The organism is Pseudomonas sp. LS-2, assembly GCF_003605735.1.
GTDB lineage: Bacteria > Pseudomonadota > Gammaproteobacteria > Pseudomonadales > Pseudomonadaceae > Aquipseudomonas.
In genome coordinates this window covers 61,850-76,904 of the sequence record NZ_QXTJ01000033.1, presented here as the reverse complement: position 1 = coordinate 76,904, position 15,055 = coordinate 61,850, and the positions used below count along the sequence as shown (strand labels likewise).

The 15,055-nt window shown below is 61.4% G+C and carries 16 protein-coding genes; 11 read left to right on the top strand and 5 right to left on the bottom strand.

The genetic code is table 11. The annotated features are described in order from the left end of the window. Positions 1–94 precede the first annotated feature (94 nt). Complete coding sequence (locus tag D3M70_RS18575) at positions 95–1,000, top strand: LysR family transcriptional regulator (RefSeq protein WP_120127160.1); 906 nt, start codon at positions 95–97, stop codon at positions 998–1,000. Positions 1,001–1,101: 101 nt separating this feature from the next. Here the strand turns inward: D3M70_RS18575 and D3M70_RS18570 are convergent, their stop codons facing one another. The 4 genes from D3M70_RS18570 to D3M70_RS18555 form a co-directional block, all read right to left on the bottom strand. After that, the gene (locus D3M70_RS18570; RefSeq protein ID WP_120127159.1) at positions 1,102–2,190 is read right to left on the bottom strand and encodes an LLM class flavin-dependent oxidoreductase; all 1,089 of its coding nucleotides are present in this window, start codon (positions 2,188–2,190) and stop codon (positions 1,102–1,104) included. Between the two features lie 247 nt (positions 2,191–2,437). Beyond that, complete coding sequence (locus D3M70_RS18565) at positions 2,438–2,848, bottom strand: PA2817 family protein (RefSeq protein ID WP_120127158.1); 411 nt, start codon at positions 2,846–2,848, stop codon at positions 2,438–2,440. A 66-nt stretch (positions 2,849–2,914) separates the two neighbouring features. Further along, entirely contained in the window at positions 2,915–3,118 is a 204-nt protein-coding gene (locus D3M70_RS18560; protein WP_120127157.1) for a hypothetical protein, read from the bottom strand. A 213-nt stretch (positions 3,119–3,331) separates the two neighbouring features. Continuing rightward, positions 3,332–5,776, bottom strand: coding sequence for an acyl-CoA dehydrogenase (locus D3M70_RS18555; RefSeq protein WP_120127156.1), 2,445 nt, complete (start codon positions 5,774–5,776; stop codon positions 3,332–3,334). A 12-nt stretch (positions 5,777–5,788) separates the two neighbouring features. Here D3M70_RS18555 and D3M70_RS33365 point away from each other — a divergent pair, with 12 nt between their 5' ends. From D3M70_RS33365 to D3M70_RS18545, 3 genes are all read left to right on the top strand, one after another. Continuing rightward, entirely contained in the window at positions 5,789–5,917 is a 129-nt protein-coding gene (locus tag D3M70_RS33365) for a hypothetical protein (protein ID WP_256659914.1), read from the top strand. Positions 5,918–6,148: 231 nt separating this feature from the next. Beyond that, positions 6,149–7,081: an ABC transporter ATP-binding protein gene (locus tag D3M70_RS18550; RefSeq protein ID WP_120127155.1), complete on the top strand. Its 933-nt coding sequence runs from the start codon at positions 6,149–6,151 to the stop codon at positions 7,079–7,081. Further along, a complete protein-coding gene (locus D3M70_RS18545; RefSeq protein ID WP_120127154.1) occupies positions 7,078–7,857 on the top strand; it encodes an ABC transporter permease in 780 nt (259 codons plus the stop codon). Before D3M70_RS18550 ends, D3M70_RS18545 begins: the two co-directional genes overlap by 4 nt. An 85-nt stretch (positions 7,858–7,942) precedes the next feature. Here the strand turns inward: D3M70_RS18545 and D3M70_RS18540 are convergent, their stop codons facing one another. After that, the gene (locus tag D3M70_RS18540; protein WP_120127153.1) at positions 7,943–8,458 is read right to left on the bottom strand and encodes a DUF2062 domain-containing protein; all 516 of its coding nucleotides are present in this window, start codon (positions 8,456–8,458) and stop codon (positions 7,943–7,945) included. Between the two features lie 154 nt (positions 8,459–8,612). On the opposite strand from D3M70_RS18540, the gene D3M70_RS18535 reads away from it, so the two are divergent. The 7 genes from D3M70_RS18535 to murB all read left to right on the top strand — a co-directional run bounded on the left by D3M70_RS18535 (position 8,613) and on the right by murB (position 15,041). Beyond that, the gene (locus tag D3M70_RS18535; protein ID WP_120127152.1) at positions 8,613–10,829 is read left to right on the top strand and encodes a DNA internalization-related competence protein ComEC/Rec2; all 2,217 of its coding nucleotides are present in this window, start codon (positions 8,613–8,615) and stop codon (positions 10,827–10,829) included. An 84-nt stretch (positions 10,830–10,913) separates the two neighbouring features. Beyond that, positions 10,914–11,588 carry a MotA/TolQ/ExbB proton channel family protein gene (locus D3M70_RS18530; protein ID WP_120127151.1) on the top strand — a complete coding sequence of 225 codons (675 nt, stop codon included), beginning with the start codon at positions 10,914–10,916 and terminating at the stop codon, positions 11,586–11,588. Then, on the top strand, positions 11,585–12,016 hold the full coding sequence (locus tag D3M70_RS18525) for a biopolymer transporter ExbD (RefSeq protein WP_120127150.1): 432 nt from the start codon (positions 11,585–11,587) through the stop codon (positions 12,014–12,016). The genes D3M70_RS18530 and D3M70_RS18525 overlap by 4 nt, the downstream gene beginning before the upstream one ends. Then, a complete protein-coding gene (gene lpxK, locus D3M70_RS18520) occupies positions 12,016–13,011 on the top strand; it encodes a tetraacyldisaccharide 4'-kinase (protein WP_120127149.1) in 996 nt (331 codons plus the stop codon). Before D3M70_RS18525 ends, lpxK begins: the two co-directional genes overlap by 1 nt. A gap of 17 nt (positions 13,012–13,028) precedes the next feature. After that, positions 13,029–13,214 carry a Trm112 family protein gene (locus D3M70_RS18515; RefSeq protein WP_003174668.1) on the top strand — a complete coding sequence of 62 codons (186 nt, stop codon included), beginning with the start codon at positions 13,029–13,031 and terminating at the stop codon, positions 13,212–13,214. Then, positions 13,211–13,975, top strand: a complete 765-nt coding sequence (gene kdsB / locus D3M70_RS18510) for a 3-deoxy-manno-octulosonate cytidylyltransferase (protein ID WP_120127148.1) — start codon at positions 13,211–13,213, stop codon at positions 13,973–13,975. The genes D3M70_RS18515 and kdsB overlap by 4 nt, the downstream gene beginning before the upstream one ends. Before the next feature lie 46 nt (positions 13,976–14,021). Beyond that, entirely contained in the window at positions 14,022–15,041 is a 1,020-nt protein-coding gene (gene murB, locus D3M70_RS18505; RefSeq protein WP_120127147.1) for a UDP-N-acetylmuramate dehydrogenase, read from the top strand. Positions 15,042–15,055: the final 14 nt, after the last annotated feature.

The window sequence follows — 15,055 nt, the reverse complement described above, 5'->3', positions numbered from 1 at the left end:
ATAAGCGCCGCGCTCGTTGCCGGGGTATCCTGCGGGCGCGTTTGCAATTATGCTTTTTGCCTATCTTGTGTCCCTTCTTCCATGTGCCTTGCGAATGAAAATAGATGATATCGACGCCTTCGTGGCGGTGATTCGCTGCCAGTCGATCAGCCATGCGGCCGAGTCGCTGGAGTTGACGCAACCGGCGATTACCCGCCGGGTGCAGAACTTCGAGCAGGCGCTGGGCGTCGAGCTGTTCGACCGCAATACCAAACCGCTGAAACCGACAGCCATGGGGATGCAGGTCTATCAGAAGTGTCTGGCGATCCTGCGCGAGATGGATTCGCTGCGGGAGCTGGTCGCCAGCGATACCCCGCCGAGCGGACTTCTGCGGCTGGGTGTGCCGCAAACCATCGGCGACGTGGTGCTGCTCGATGCGCTCAGGCATTTGCGCGGGCAGTTCCCGGAACTGAGCGCTCAGGTGGTCACCGGCTGGGGCAGTCATCTGGTCGGCAAAATCGAGAACGGCGAACTGGATGCAGCCGCTGCGCTGTTCCCGGCAGGCAAGATTTTCCCGGAGGGCATCACCGGGGAGTCCATCGGCAAGATGGAACTGGTGGTGGTCTGCGCCAGCGATCGCTTGCCGAAAAAGCCGCTCAAGCTGGCGGACTGTTACGACCAGGGGTTCGTGCTGAACCCGGACGGCTGTGGCTTCCGTGCGGGATTGCAGCGTACGTTGGCTGATCAGGGGTTGAGCCTCAAGGTCAATCTGGAAACTTTCGGCACCGAGCTGCAACTGGGGCTGGTGGCCGACGGCATCGGTCTGGGGCTGGTGCCACGGCCATTGTTCGAGCGCAGCGCGCATCGGGATCGACTGGCGGTGATGCCCCTGAAGGATTTCAAACCAATCATGGACCTTTGGCTGATCTATCCGCGTTTTCTGGGCAATCTCCAGGGCCCGGTGGATGCGTTCGGCCAGCGTGTCGCCGATGCGCTCAAGCAGTCGCGGGCCGCCGCGTAAGTCCACTTCTATCGGTAGCAGCACGGCTTGCCGGCGGCCGGGTCTGAAATCAGTGCCGTCGGCACAAGGAACGCCGCCGGGCCGAACGTCTCCGGATGTTTTCAGGCAACCTGTTCGCGCTTCGCCTGCTCGCGTTTGGCTACCCGTTCGCGGGTCAGTGGAATCAGCTTCTTGCCGTAATCAATGGCGTCCTCCAGCGGGTCGAAACCGCGAATCAGGAAGGTGGTGATTCCCAGGTCGTAGTAATCGAGTAACGCCTCGGCCACCTGTTCGGGGGTGCCCACCAGCGCGGTGGAATTGCCCTTGGCACCGAGCAATCCGGCGATGCCGGTCCACAGCCGCTTGTCCAGCCGCGAGCCCTTGGCCGCGGCTTCCAGCAAGCGCCGGGAACCTTCGTTCGCCGGCTCGCGTCGTTCGAAACCCGAGGCCTGGGCCAAGGCTTTGGCGCGTTCAAGAATGCTGTCGGCACGCGTCCAGGCCAGTTCTTCGGTGTCGGCCAGGATCGGTCGCAGCGACAGGCTGAAACGGACCGTCCGCCCGTGTTTGGCGGCCTCTGCCCGCACCTGTCTGACGATGTCGCTGACTTGCTCGTAGGTCTCGCCCCACAACGCATAGACATCGGCGTGTTTGCCCGCAACCTCGAGGGCCACTTGTGACGCACCGCCGAAGTACAGCGGAATGTGTGGTTGCTGTGGGGACTTGACCAGCGAATGCGCGCCTTCGAACTGGTAATAACTGCCCTGATGATCGAAGGGCTTTTCTGCGGTCCATTCCTGACGTACCACGCTCAGGTATTCATCGGTGCGCGCATAGCGTTCGTCCTTGCCGATGAAGCTGCCATCGGCGCGTAACTCCAGGTCATCGCCACCGGTAATGATATGCACCGCCGTGCGGCCACCGGTAAACACATCCAGCGTTGCGAACTGCCGCGCGGCCACGGTGGGGGAGATGAATCCGGGGCGATGGGCGATCAGGAATTTCAGAGTGCGGGTCACGCTGGCGGCGTAAGCGGCGACAAAGGCGCTGTCCGGGCTGTTGGAATGGTAGGCCACCAGTGCGCGATCGAACCCTGCTGCTTCATGGGCGCGTGCGACTTTCTCGACGTAATCGGGCTGTATCGTCGGGCCACTGCGTGGATGAATTTCCGAGCCGGGTTGGGTGGCGATGTAACCGATGAATTCGACGCTCATGGACCATTCCTTGTGTTGTGATGACGACTGGGCGCGGGACATTCGCGCTGGCGCAAGTCAGCAACATAGGGGGATGTGGCGAGCGTGTGAAATTCGATTTGGCGCTAAGCTAATTATAAAAATAATGCATGTAGCGTTTGGTTAGATATGAAACAGCTGTAGCGGTCCCGCTTGCCGGCGGTGGCGATTCCAGGTGCGCCACTGCCGGCAAACCGTGTTGCTGCGAGGGCCGCTTAAACGAGCAGGCTTAGTGTTTCGGGCCGTCCTGCGACATCGCCAGCAATTGCTTCTCTTGATCCCAGTCGAACGGTTCTTCGTTTTCCTCGGCTTCGAAGCGACGCTCTTCCAGCGCCGTGTACATGTCGATTTCTTCGTCTGGCATGAAGTGCAGGCAGTCACCGCCGAAGTACCAGAGCAGGTCGCGCGGTACCAGGTGAGCGATCTGCGGGTAACGCTGGATCACCTGGCAAAGCAGGTCCTGGCCCAGGTACTGGCTTTCGATCGGTTCGACCGGCAGCAGCAACATCAGCTCGTCATAACGCTCCAGAAACAACGCATGACTTTCTTCGGGAACCTGTTCGGCTTCACCGAGCGCGACCAGAATGCTGCGCAGGTGCGCCAGCAGGTTGAGAGTGCGGTCGAGATTGGCGTCGGCCATGATGAAGGTCCTCAGAGACAAAAAACAGGCGCGGGAGTATAGATCCCTGACGAGCCAGCCGCTATCTCAATGCCACAAACCCGCCAGATAACGATGGCCGGCTTCGGTGAGTGCCAAATGGTAGAAGGTGCGGTGGGGGTTCGGCTGGCGCGTGACGAAGCCGATGAGCAGAAGGGTTTGCAGGGTCTGTGAGGGTTTGCCGCTCTGAAGGTCCTCCCCCGAGGCGATATCAGCGAGCAGGCAGCGATGGGTCATGCGGTGATCGATCATGATGCGTCCCCTTTGGTGTTTTCTTGTTGTTATAGGCGAGTGTAGGACAATCTTTGCAGATGTGCAGGCTAGAGGGGTATTTCTTATGTGAGCGTTGCCCAAACCTACACATTCTGTAGCCACACGGCTTGCCGGCGGTGAGGTCTTTGAGATCGCTAACGCCGGCAAGCCGTGCTGCTAGAGAGGATGTCGCATCGCCATTCACTCCCTGGCTTAGCGGACTTTTCCTTCAGCCGCCTTCAGCTCTTCCTTATCGAAATCATCCACATCGATGACCTTGCGTCGTGCTGCTTGCGCCGCCCGCAGCTTCTCGGCTTCAGCGGGTTGCAACACGCCCGCATTCAACGCGGCATCGATCACGTGCTCGCCACCCGCCGCTTTGACTTGGCCGCTCTTGAGCCCGTGATGGAGTTTGCCATGCAGGGTTTTCGCGCCGCTCAGCAGGTCTGCCGCATGTTGCAGTGCGCCCACCGGGTCAGATTCCGATGTCGGGCGATAGCAGCCCGCGAGCACGGATTCGAGCGCCGGGTCGCCTTTGCTGCGACCGATGATCTCGGCGACTTCGGCATCCAGCGCATCCGACGGCCCTTTGTGACGGCGACCCAGCGGAAACACGATCACCCGCAACAGCCCGCCGAGAATCCGGTTCGGGAAGTTGCTGAGCAGCTCGTCCAGCGCCCGTTCCGATTCGCCCAGCGCCTCTTCCATCGACCAGCGGAACAGCGGCGCCAGCGCCTCGGGATAATCAAGATCATGAAAACGCTTGATCGCCGCGGAGGCCAGGTACATATGGCTCAACACGTCGCCGAGTCGCGCCGACAGGCGTTCGCGTCGTTTCAGTTCCCCGCCCAGCAGCATCATGCTCAGGTCGGCGAGCATGGCGAAGGCTGCAGCCTGACGATTGAGGGCGCGGAAATAACCCTGACTCAGGCGATCACCCGGCATGCGTTCGAAATGACCGAAGCCCAGATTGAGCACCAGCGTGCTCGCGGTGTTACGCACGGCAAAACCGATGTGTTGCAGCAGCAGATCGTCGAACTCGACCACCGCGCGGTCATGGTCTTCGCGTCCGGCGAGGGCCATTTCCTTGAGCACGAATGGGTGGCAACGAATGGCGCCCTGGCCGAAGATCATCAGGTTGCGCGAGAGAATGTTCGCGCCTTCCACGGTGATGAAAATCGGCGCGCCTTGCCACGAGCGGCCCAGATAATTGTTCGGGCCCATGATGATGCCCTTGCCGCCATGCACATCCATGGCGTGGGTGATGCACTCGCGGCCGCGTTCGGTCAGGTGATACTTGAGAATGGCCGACAGCACGGACGGCTTTTCCCCAAGGTCCACCGCGTTGGCCGTCAACATACGCGCACTGTCCATCAGCCACGCGTTGCCGCCAATGCGCGCCAGTGATTCCTGAATGCCTTCGAAGGCGGCCAGAGGCACATTGAACTGCTCGCGAATCTGCGTGTACTGACCGGTGACCAGACTGGTGTATTTGGCAGCGCCAGTGCCTACCGCCGGCAGCGAAATCGAGCGTCCCACCGACAGACAATTCATCAGCATCATCCAGCCTTTGCCGAGCATGTCCTGACCGCCAATCAGGTACTCGAGCGGGATGAACACGTCTTTGCCCGCGTTGGGGCCGTTCATGAAGGCGGCGCCCAATGGCAGATGGCGACGGCCGATTTCAACGCCCGGCGTGTCGGTAGGAATCAACGCCAGACTGATCCCCAGATCCTCTTCCTCGCCCAAGAGATGCTCGGGGTCGTAGGCCTTGAACGCCAGACCCAGTAACGTCGCGACGGGGCCGAGGGTGATGTAGCGTTTTTCCCAGTTCAGGCGCAGGCCGATGACTTCCTCGCCTTGCCACTGGCCCTTGCAGATGATGCCGGTGTCGGGCATCGCGCCGGCGTCAGAACCTGCCAGCGGGCCGGTCAAGGCAAAGCAAGGAATGTCGTCGCCACGGGCCAGGCGTGGCAGATAGTGATTGCGCTGTTCGTCGGTGCCGTAGTGCAGCAGCAGTTCAGCCGGGCCCAGCGAGTTAGGGACCATCACCGTCGAGGCCAGGTCGCCGCTGCGGGTCGCCAGTTTCATCGCCACCTGCGAGTGGGCATACGCCGAGAAGCCTTTGCCGCCATACTCTTTGGGGATGATCAGGGCGAAGAACCCGTGTTCCTTGATGTGCGCCCAGGCTTCGGGCGGCAGATCCATCGCCTGACCGATTTCCCAGTCGCTGACCATGGCGCAGAGTTCATTGGTGGGGCCATCGATGAAGGCTTGTTCTTCTTCGGTCAACCGGCTTTTCGGATAGCTGAGCAAGGTATTCCAGTCCGGGCGCCCGCTGAACAGCTCTCCGTCCCACCAGACCGTGCCGGCGTCGATGGCATCGCGTTCGGTTTCCGACATCGGCGGCAACACTTTCTGAAACCAGGCGAACATCGGCGCACTGAAGTATTTGCGACGCAGGTCGGGCAGCGCGAGCGGCAGTGCCACGGCCAGCCACAACACCCAGGGGATGATCATCCAGCCATGGGCATGACTGAATGCCCCCATCACTAGCAGGTAAATCGCCACGATTCCCAGGGCAGGGAAGGGGGCGACGCGTCGATGGGCCAGCCAGGCCACGCCGATCACCAGAACCAGAATCCACAACAACAGCATAAGAAGCCCTCCATGAGGATGGCGAAAGTGTGCGCCATCGAGCGCGCGGGCAACGGCTCTGGCCCGCGCATCGATAGTGACCCCACACCGTCATGGGAGTTCGAGCGCTGGCCGATGCGCGTGAAGTTGTGGCTCGAATAGCCGCTTATGCTCCGGTAGCATCTCGGCGCTCACAGTGTCAGATTAATAAGTACTATCGATAGACTTCGCTGTACTTGCGCGGCCGGGCCAAGCAACATTGGTCGTCGCGTCGGGATTGCAACCGATTGTGTCGGCGATAGCGTTTTCCTGACTGCCGAATATTCGGGGGGCGCGCATTTTTTTTGTATTCTTCGAATCTTTCCCTTTCCTTTTATTGGTGTGTTTTCAGTCATGAGTTCAGCTCTGTCCATCCGGCAGCTAACCAAGACCTACGGCAACGGTTTCCAGGCCCTCAAGGGTATCGATCTGGACGTCGCCGAGGGCGATTTCTTCGCATTGCTCGGCCCCAACGGTGCCGGCAAATCCACCACCATCGGGATTATCTCGACCCTGGTCAACAAGACCAGCGGGACGGTGAACATCTTCGGCCACGACCTGGATCGCAATCCGGCGCAGCTCAAGCGCTCGATCGGCGTGGTGCCGCAGGAATTCAACTTCAACCAGTTCGAAAAGACCTTCGACATCGTCGTGACCCAGGCCGGTTACTACGGCATTCCGCTGAAAGTCGCCAAGGAGCGCGCCGAGCAGTACCTGACCCAGTTGGGGTTGTGGGACAAGCGCAGCGTGCCTTCGCGTTCGCTTTCCGGCGGCATGAAGCGTCGTCTGATGATCGCCCGCGCGCTGATTCACGAACCGCGCCTGCTGATCCTCGACGAACCGACGGCGGGCGTGGATATCGAACTGCGTCGTTCGATGTGGACGTTCCTCACCGAGCTGAACGAGAAAGGCATCACCATCATCCTCACCACCCATTATCTGGAAGAGGCTGAACAGCTGTGCCGCAACATCGGCATCATCGACCACGGCACGATCATCGAAAACACCGGGATGAAGACGCTGCTGAACACCCTGCACGTCGAGACCTTCCTGCTCGACCTCAAAGACCCGATGCAGGTCGCGCCGCAACTGACGGGCTATCCGACACGGCTGGTGGATAACCACACGCTGGAAGTGCAGGTCGACAAGACCATCGGCATCACCTCGCTGTTCGGTCAACTGGCCTTGCAGAACGTTCAGGTCCTGAGCCTGCGCAATAAAACCAATCGCCTCGAGGAGCTGTTCGTGGGTCTGGTAGAAAAAAATCTGTCGAAGGTGGCGGTATGAGTTCGGAGCTGCGTCCCAACCTGATTGCCCTGAACACCATCGTTTACCGTGAAGTACGCCGTTTCATGCGCATCTGGCCGCAGACGCTGCTGCCACCGGCGATCACCATGGTTCTGTATTTCGTGATCTTCGGTAACCTGATCGGCCGCCAGATCGGCGACATGGGTGGCTTCACCTACATGCAGTACATCGTGCCGGGGCTGATCATGATGTCGGTGATCACCAACTCGTATGGCAACGTGGTCTCCAGCTTTTTTGGTGCCAAGTTCCAGCGGTCGGTGGAAGAGTTGATGGTGTCGCCGGTTTCACCGCACACCATCCTGATCGGCTACACCATCGGCGGCGTACTGCGCGGTCTGGCGGTGGGTGTCATCGTCACGATCCTGTCGATGTTTTTCACCGACCTGCAAGTGCACCACCTGGGCGTGACCATTGTCGTGGTGCTGCTGACCGCGACGATCTTCTCGCTGTTGGGCTTCATCAACGCGGTGTTTGCGCGCAACTTCGATGACATCTCGATCATCCCGACCTTCGTGCTGACGCCGTTGACGTATCTGGGCGGGGTGTTCTACTCGATCAACCTGCTGCCGCCGTTCTGGCAGACGGTGTCTCTGGCCAACCCGGTGCTGCACATGGTCAACGCCTTCCGCTTCGGGATTCTCGGCGTGTCGGACATCAAGATCAGCATCGCCCTGGCGTTCATGGTCGTGGCGACCATCGTCCTGTACCTGGGCTGTGCGCGGTTGCTGGTGAGCGGGCGCGGCATGCGGCAGTAATGCTGCCCTTGTAGCAGCACGGCTTGCCGGCGGTGGCGCCATTGAAATCGCTACCGCCGGCAAGCCGGACTGCTACAAGAGTCCGTTATCCCCGCTTCGCCTTACGCCGCCGCCACTGCCGCCCCACCCACCACCGCCAGTACGCCATCGTCCCGAAATACCCCAGAACGCCCAGCACCACCCCCGCCACCAGCGAACCCAGCAAAAACGGTTGCCACAGCGTCGACAGCTGCCCGCTTATCCAGTCCCAACTCAACTCATGCGGAAAACTGCGTGGCGGCAAGCCCATCAAGAGCGCGCCGATCTTGTAGGTGCAGTAGAACACCGGCGGCATGGTCAGCGGATTGGTCAGCCAGCACAGGCTAACGGCAATGGGCATGTTCGCTCGCACCCAGACCGCCAGCACAGCCGCCAGCAACATCTGCAACGGCATGGGCATCAGTGCCGCGAACAAACCGATACCCATCGCACGCGCCACCGAGTGGCGATTCAGATGCCAAAGGTTCGGGTCATGCAGCAACGTCCCGAGAAAGCGTAAGGATTTGTGTTCCCGGATGCTCTTCGGATCGGGCATGTACCGCTTGATCAGGTGGCGTGGCATTCAGGGAATCCGGGGGGTTGGCGGGGAAATTCGGGCAAGTATGCATGGATACTGAAGGATGGAAATTCAGACATTGTGACAATTAATAAATGCAGGCCGTGGGCAGTGCGCTAAGTCATGAGGGTGAGTTTCATCCACCGACAGGGAAAGCCTTATGCGCACAGGGATGCTGGCGCTTGCACTGGGACTGCTCGTCCTGCGTTTTTTACCGGCTCTGCCGCCGGTCTGGTTGATGGCGGTCATGCCGGCGGTGGCACTGATGCTGCTGCCATTTCGTACTTTCCCCATCGCGTTTTTCCTGTTCGGGTTGACCTGGGCGTGCGTTTCGGCCAAATCGGCGCTCGACGACCGCCTGCCGGAACGCCTCGATGGCCAGACGCTATGGCTGGAAGGCAAGGTGGCGGGGCTGCCGAACAGGGTCGACGGCGTCGTGCGTTTTCAGATCGAAAAGCCGCTGTCGCGGCGCACGCAGTTGCCTGAGCGGATCCGCATCGCCTGGTATGGCGGCCCTGACGTTCGGAGCGGCGAGCACTGGCGGTTGGCGGTGAAACTCAAGCGTCCCGGTGGCTTGGCCAACCCAGGGGCCTTCGACTATCAAGCCTGGTTGCTGGCTCAACGCCTCGGCGCGACGGGGACCGTGGTGGACGGCCAGTTGCTCAGGCCGTCTGTCTCTCCCTGGCGCGAGGAGATTCGTGAGCGATTGTTGGCCGTGGACGCGCAAGGCAGGCAGGGCGGGCTGGCGGCTTTTGTGCTCGGCGATGATTCGGGCTTGAGCCCGGCTGACTGGCAAGTGCTGCAAGACACTGGAACCGTGCATCTGCTGGTGATTTCAGGCACTCACATCGGTTTGTTGGCAGGGTTGCTCTATGGCGCCGTGGCCGGGTTGGCCCGCCTGGGGATCTGGCCGCGCTGGCTGCCCTGGTTGCCTTCGGCCTGTGGGCTCGCATTCACGGGAGCACTGGCCTACGGGTTTCTTGCGGGGTTCGAAGTCCCGGTGCAGCGCGCTTGTGTGATGTTGGGGCTGGTGCTGCTTTGGCGGCTGCGCTTCCGCCATTTGGGGATGACGTGGGCGCTGTTGATCGCCCTGAACCTGGTATTGCTCGCCGAACCTCTGATTACGCTGCGTCCGGGGTTCTGGTTGTCGTTCGCGGCGGTGGCGATCCTGATTCTGATTTTCGGCGGGCGTCTGGGCGCCTGGAGCTGGCTGCAAAGCTGGTCACGCGCCCAGTGGCTGATCGCACTCGGGCTGTTGCCGGTATTGCTGGCGCTGAACCTGCCGGTCAGCCTCAGCGGTCCGCTGGTCAACCTCGTTGCGGTGCCCTGGGTCAGCGTTTTCATCCTGCCGTTGGCGTTATGCGGCACGGTGTTTCTGGTGATCCCGACCATCGGCGAAAGCCTGCTGTGGCTGGCAGGTGGCTCCATGGACTGGCTGTTTCGCTTCCTTGCGCTGATGGCCGAGACCGCGCCGGCATGGACGGGGCCTGCCGTACCCCTGTGGGTCTGGCCGGTGAGCCTGCTCGGCGCGCTGCTGTTATTGCTGCCCAACGGCATTCCCCTGCGCCCGTTGGGCTGGCCGCTGTTGTTGCTGTGTGTCTTCCCCGCCCAGAAAAGTATTCCTGCAGGACAGGTCGAAGTCATGCAACTGGATGTCGGCCAGGGGCTGGCGATCCTCCTGCGCACCCGTGAGCACGCCCTGCTGTATGACGCTGGGCCCCGCTTTGGCGAGTTTGACATCGGCGAGCGCGTGGTTCTGCCAGCGCTGCGTCGAGCAGGCGTCAGGCATCTGGACCTGATGCTGCTCAGTCACGCCGACGCCGATCATGCCGGTGGCGCGCCGGCCATTCATCGAGCGCTGCCGGTCAGCAGGCTGCTGGGAGGCGACGTCGGACGCATGCCTGCCGAGTTGTCCGTAGAGTCCTGCGTGAATGGTGAAACATGGAGGTGGGATGAGGTGAAGTTTTCCACCTGGATCTGGGAACAAGCTGCCGAGGGAAATCAGGCATCTTGCGTGCTGGCGGTCGAAGCGAATGGCGAACGCTTGCTGCTGACCGGTGACATCGACGTACCTGCCGAGCGAGCCATGCTGGCCCAGGGGTTCGATGTGCGCGCCGATTGGCTGCAAGCGCCTCATCACGGCAGTCGAAGCTCTTCCTCATCGTTGTTTCTACGTGCCGTGTCGCCACGAGGGGTGCTTGTATCGCGCGGGCGCAACAATGCATTCGGCCATCCGCATCCGCTGGTGATGTCGCGCTACCGCTGGCTGGGCTATGAAATTCATGACAGCGCCGAGTCCGGTGCCATCACCCTGCAATTAGGAACGTTTACCGGCGTAGCGGCCGAGCGCAGGATTCGACGCTTCTGGCGTGAGTGAAATGGGCGGTTATTCATCGCCGGGTTCGGCGAGGCTGCGACCCTATGTTAGAGTGGCGCCACTTTTTTTCAGGGGGTGGTCGCTGTGTGGGAGCTGGTCAAATCTGGTGGCTGGATGATGCTACCGATCATTTTGAGTTCCATCGCCGCCGTCGGGATCATCATCGAGCGCCTGTGGACCTTGCGCGCCAGCCGTATCACGCCACCGCATCTGCTCGGTCAGGTGTGGCGCTGGATTCAGGACAAACAACTGAGCAGCGACAAGCTCAAGGAACTGCGCGCCGACTCGCCGCTGGGTGAAATCCTCGCAGCCGGTCTGGCCAACTCCCGCCATGGTCGCGAGATCATGAAAGAATGCATCGAAGAAGCCGCCGCCCGCGTCATCCATGAACTCGAACGCTATCTGGCCACCCTCGGGACCATCGCCGCCATGGCTCCGCTGCTGGGCCTGCTCGGGACCGTGCTGGGCATGATCGACATCTTCAGTTCCTTCACCAGCACCGGCATGACCGGTAACGCCGGCATGCTGGCGGGCGGTATTGCCAAGGCGCTGATCTGTACCGCCTCGGGCCTGACGGTCGCGATCCCGGCCATCTTCTTCCACCGCTATCTGCAGAACCGCGTCGACGAGCTGGTGGTCGGCATGGAACAAGAAGCCATCAAACTCGTGGAAGTGGTGCAGGGCGACCGTGACGTCGATCTGACTGATGCCAAGCCTGACCTCAAGGCCGCCGCCCGTGGCGAGGGTCGCAAGAAGTGAAGTTCCGTCGCCGCAAACCCCGGGAGACCATCGACATCAATCTGGTGTCGCTGATCGACGTGGTGTTCATTCTGCTGCTGTTCTTCGTCGTGACCACCACCTTCACCCGTGAAACCCAGCTGCGCGTGGACCTGCCCCAGGCCGTGACCGGTGCTTCGGCCGATGATGTGGACAAGAAGCACGTCGACATCACCATCAACGCCGATGGCGTGTATTCGGTGAACAACACGCTGCTGGCCGACAGCAAGCTGGACACGCTGATCGATGCCCTGCAAAAGGAATCGGGCGGTGATACCAGCCTGCCGCTGTCCATCAGTGCCGATGGCAAGACCCCGCATCAGGCTGTGATCACGGCCATGGATGCAGCGGGAAAACTGGGCTTCGCTCACCTGCGCATGACCACCGTCGAGGCCGGATCCGCTAACTGATGGCACTGACCGATCGCCTGCTCGACGCCTGGTACAAGGGCCATCCGGCACTGACGCTGTTGCGCCCGCTGGAAGCCTTGTACCGCCGCGTGGTCAATGGCAAGCGCGCGCGTTTCGTGGCCGGGCAGGGCGACATCTACAAAGCCCCGGTGCCGGTTATCGTGGTGGGTAACATTACGGTCGGCGGCACTGGCAAAACCCCCTTGATCCTGTGGATGATCGACCACTGCCGCCGTCGCGGTCTGAAGGTGGGCGTGGTCAGTCGCGGCTATGGCGCCAAACCCCCAAGCCTGCCTTGGCGCGTGACGTCGCAGCAGAGCGCCGATCTGGCAGGGGACGAACCGCTGTTGATCGTCAAGCGCACCGGCGTGCCACTGATGATCGACCCGGATCGCTCGCAAGCGGTGCGCGCCTTGCTGGCGCAAGAGCCGCTCGACCTGATCCTTTCCGACGACGGCCTGCAGCACTATCGACTCGCCCGAGACCTGGAGCTGGTGTTGATTGACGCCGTTCGTGGTCTGGGCAATCGCCGTTGCCTGCCCGCCGGCCCCCTGCGCGAACCCGTGGAGCGCCTGCAGAGCGTCGATGCCTTGCTGTACAACGGCGCCAGCGAAGAGCGCGACGACGGCTACGCCTTCACCTTGCAGCCCAGCGCGCTGGTCAATCTGCTGAGTGCAGAGCGCCAGCCTGTGGATTACTTCCCGGCCGGCCAGGCGCTGCATGCGGTGGCCGGCATCGGTAACCCGCAACGTTTCTTCAACACCCTCGAAGGACTACACTGGCGGCCTGTTCCACATGCGTTCGCCGATCATGCCGTGTTCAGCGCAGAGGCTTTGGCGTTCACGCCACGGCTGCCGTTGGTCATGACCGAAAAAGACGCCGTGAAATGCACTCCCTTCGCGGCCCCCGACTGGTGGTATCTGGCCGTCGAAGCTGTGCCTTCGGCGGCCTTCGTCAGTTGGTTCGATTCGCAGTTAACCCGGCTTTTGCCATGACTCGCTCAGGATTTCTTATGGACACCAAATTGCTCGACATCCTCGCTTGCCCGATCTGCAAGGGACCGCTCAAGCTCAGCGCCGACAAAACCGAGCTGATCAGCAAAGGTGCAGGCCTTGCCTACCCGATCCGCGATGGCATCCCGGTGATGCTGGAAAGCGAAGCGCGCACCTTGACCACTGACGAGCGTCTGGACAAATGACCGCAGCGTTTACCGTTGTCATTCCGGCGCGTTTCGGTTCCAGCCGTTTTCCCGGCAAGCCACTGAAAACCATCGCCGGCAAACCCATGATCCAGCACGTCTGGGAACAGGCGCGTAAAAGCAGCGCCGAGCGTGTGGTCGTCGCCACGGACGATCAGCGGATCGTCGAAGCCTGTCAGGCGTTCGGCGCCGAGGTGCTGATGACCCGCGCCGATCACAACTCCGGCACCGACCGCCTGGCGCAAGTGGCATCGCTGCTGGGACTGGCCAACGACGCCATCGTGGTCAACGTGCAGGGCGATGAGCCGATGATTCCTCCAGCCGTGATCGACCAGGTGGCGGACAACCTCGCGGCGCATCCCGAGGCGCGCATGTCGACCCTCGCCGAGCCTATCGATGACGTGACCGCGCTGTTCAACCCGAACGTGGTCAAGGTCTGCTCGGATATCAACGGTCTGGCGCTGACCTTCAGCCGCGCACCGCTGCCCTGGGCGCGAGACGCGTTGGCGAAGACTCGCGACGAGTTGCCTGAAGGTGTGCCATACCGCCGCCATATCGGGATTTACGCCTACCGCGCCGGTTTCCTGCATGACTTCGTCAGTTGGGGTCCGTGCTGGCTGGAAAACACCGAAAACCTCGAGCAGTTGCGTGCCCTGTGGCATGGCGTGCGGATTCACGTCGCCGATGCGCTGGAAGCACCGCCAGCCGGCGTCGACACCGCCGAAGACCTGGAGCGCGTCCGGCGCTTGCTGGAGAAGTGAGAAACATGGGTCGCTGCGTACAGACGCCGTTGCGGCAGGTTCAATCATGAGCCTGCAGATTCAATCCAATGTGTCGCTCAAGCCGTACAACACCTTTGGTGTCGACGTTCGCGCCCGGTTCTTCGCGCAAGCGCACACAGACCAGGAGGTCCGCGAGGCATTGGCCTATGCGGCAGAGCACAAGCTTGAGCTGCTGGTGGTCGGGGGCGGCAGTAACCTGCTGCTGACCGGGGATATCCATGCGCTGGTCTTGCGCATGGCCAGTCGCGGGATTCGTATTATTCACGAAGACTGCGGCGCTGCGGTGGTCGAGGCGGAGGCGGGCGAGCCCTGGCATCCGTTCGTGCAAGAAATGCTGGCAAGGGGCTTGTCGGGGCTTGAGAACCTCAGCCTGATTCCTGGCACTGTAGGCGCCGCGCCGATGCAGAACATCGGGGCCTATGGCGTCGAGCTCAAGGATATCTTCAACAGCCTGGTGGCCCTTGATCGGCACACCGGCGAGTTGCGAGCGTTTTCGCTCGAAGAGTGCGCATTCGGTTACCGGGACAGTGTGTTCAAGCACGAAACCGGGCGCTGGTTGATCCTGCGGGTACGTTTCAACCTGAGCTTCGCGGCGACGCTGCATCTGGAGTACGGCCCGGTTCGACAGAAGCTGGAAGAGCAGGGGATCAAATCGCCCACGCCGCTGAATGTCAGCCGCGCTATCTGTGCGATTCGCAGCGAAAAACTGCCGGATCCTGCCGTCCTGGGCAACGCGGGGAGCTTCTTCAAGAATCCCGTCGTGTCGGCTGCTCTCGCCGAACGGATCAAGCAGACGCATCCGGGACTGGTGGCTTATCCGCAACCTGACGGCCAGATGAAACTCGCAGCAGGCTGGCTCATCGAGCAGGCCGGCTGGAAGGGATTTCGTGAAGGCGACGCTGGCGTTCATGCTTTGCAGTCATTGGTGCTGGTCAACTACGGCTCGGCCAGCGGGGTCGAACTTGTGAATCTGGCGCGGCGGATTCAGGGCGATATTCTCCAACGCTTCGGCGTCTCGCTGGAAATGGAGCCTAATCTCTACTGAGGTCGGGCAAGCCT

Coding starts and splice junctions, on each gene's coding strand:
- D3M70_RS18575 (WP_120127160.1), top strand. CDS start 95: ATGAAAATAGATGATATCGACGCCTTCGTGGCGGTGATTCGCTGCCAG.
- D3M70_RS18570 (WP_120127159.1), bottom strand. CDS start 2,190: ATGAGCGTCGAATTCATCGGTTACATCGCCACCCAACCCGGCTCGGAA.
- D3M70_RS18565 (WP_120127158.1), bottom strand. CDS start 2,848: ATGGCCGACGCCAATCTCGACCGCACTCTCAACCTGCTGGCGCACCTG.
- D3M70_RS18560 (WP_120127157.1), bottom strand. CDS start 3,118: ATGATCGATCACCGCATGACCCATCGCTGCCTGCTCGCTGATATCGCC.
- D3M70_RS18555 (WP_120127156.1), bottom strand. CDS start 5,776: ATGCTGTTGTTGTGGATTCTGGTTCTGGTGATCGGCGTGGCCTGGCTG.
- D3M70_RS33365 (WP_256659914.1), top strand. CDS start 5,789: ATGAGGATGGCGAAAGTGTGCGCCATCGAGCGCGCGGGCAACGGCTCT.
- D3M70_RS18550 (WP_120127155.1), top strand. CDS start 6,149: ATGAGTTCAGCTCTGTCCATCCGGCAGCTAACCAAGACCTACGGCAAC.
- D3M70_RS18545 (WP_120127154.1), top strand. CDS start 7,078: ATGAGTTCGGAGCTGCGTCCCAACCTGATTGCCCTGAACACCATCGTT.
- D3M70_RS18540 (WP_120127153.1), bottom strand. CDS start 8,458: ATGCCACGCCACCTGATCAAGCGGTACATGCCCGATCCGAAGAGCATC.
- D3M70_RS18535 (WP_120127152.1), top strand. CDS start 8,613: ATGCGCACAGGGATGCTGGCGCTTGCACTGGGACTGCTCGTCCTGCGT.
- lpxK (WP_120127149.1), top strand. CDS start 12,016: ATGGCACTGACCGATCGCCTGCTCGACGCCTGGTACAAGGGCCATCCG.
- D3M70_RS18515 (WP_003174668.1), top strand. CDS start 13,029: ATGGACACCAAATTGCTCGACATCCTCGCTTGCCCGATCTGCAAGGGA.
- kdsB (WP_120127148.1), top strand. CDS start 13,211: ATGACCGCAGCGTTTACCGTTGTCATTCCGGCGCGTTTCGGTTCCAGC.
- murB (WP_120127147.1), top strand. CDS start 14,022: ATGAGCCTGCAGATTCAATCCAATGTGTCGCTCAAGCCGTACAACACC.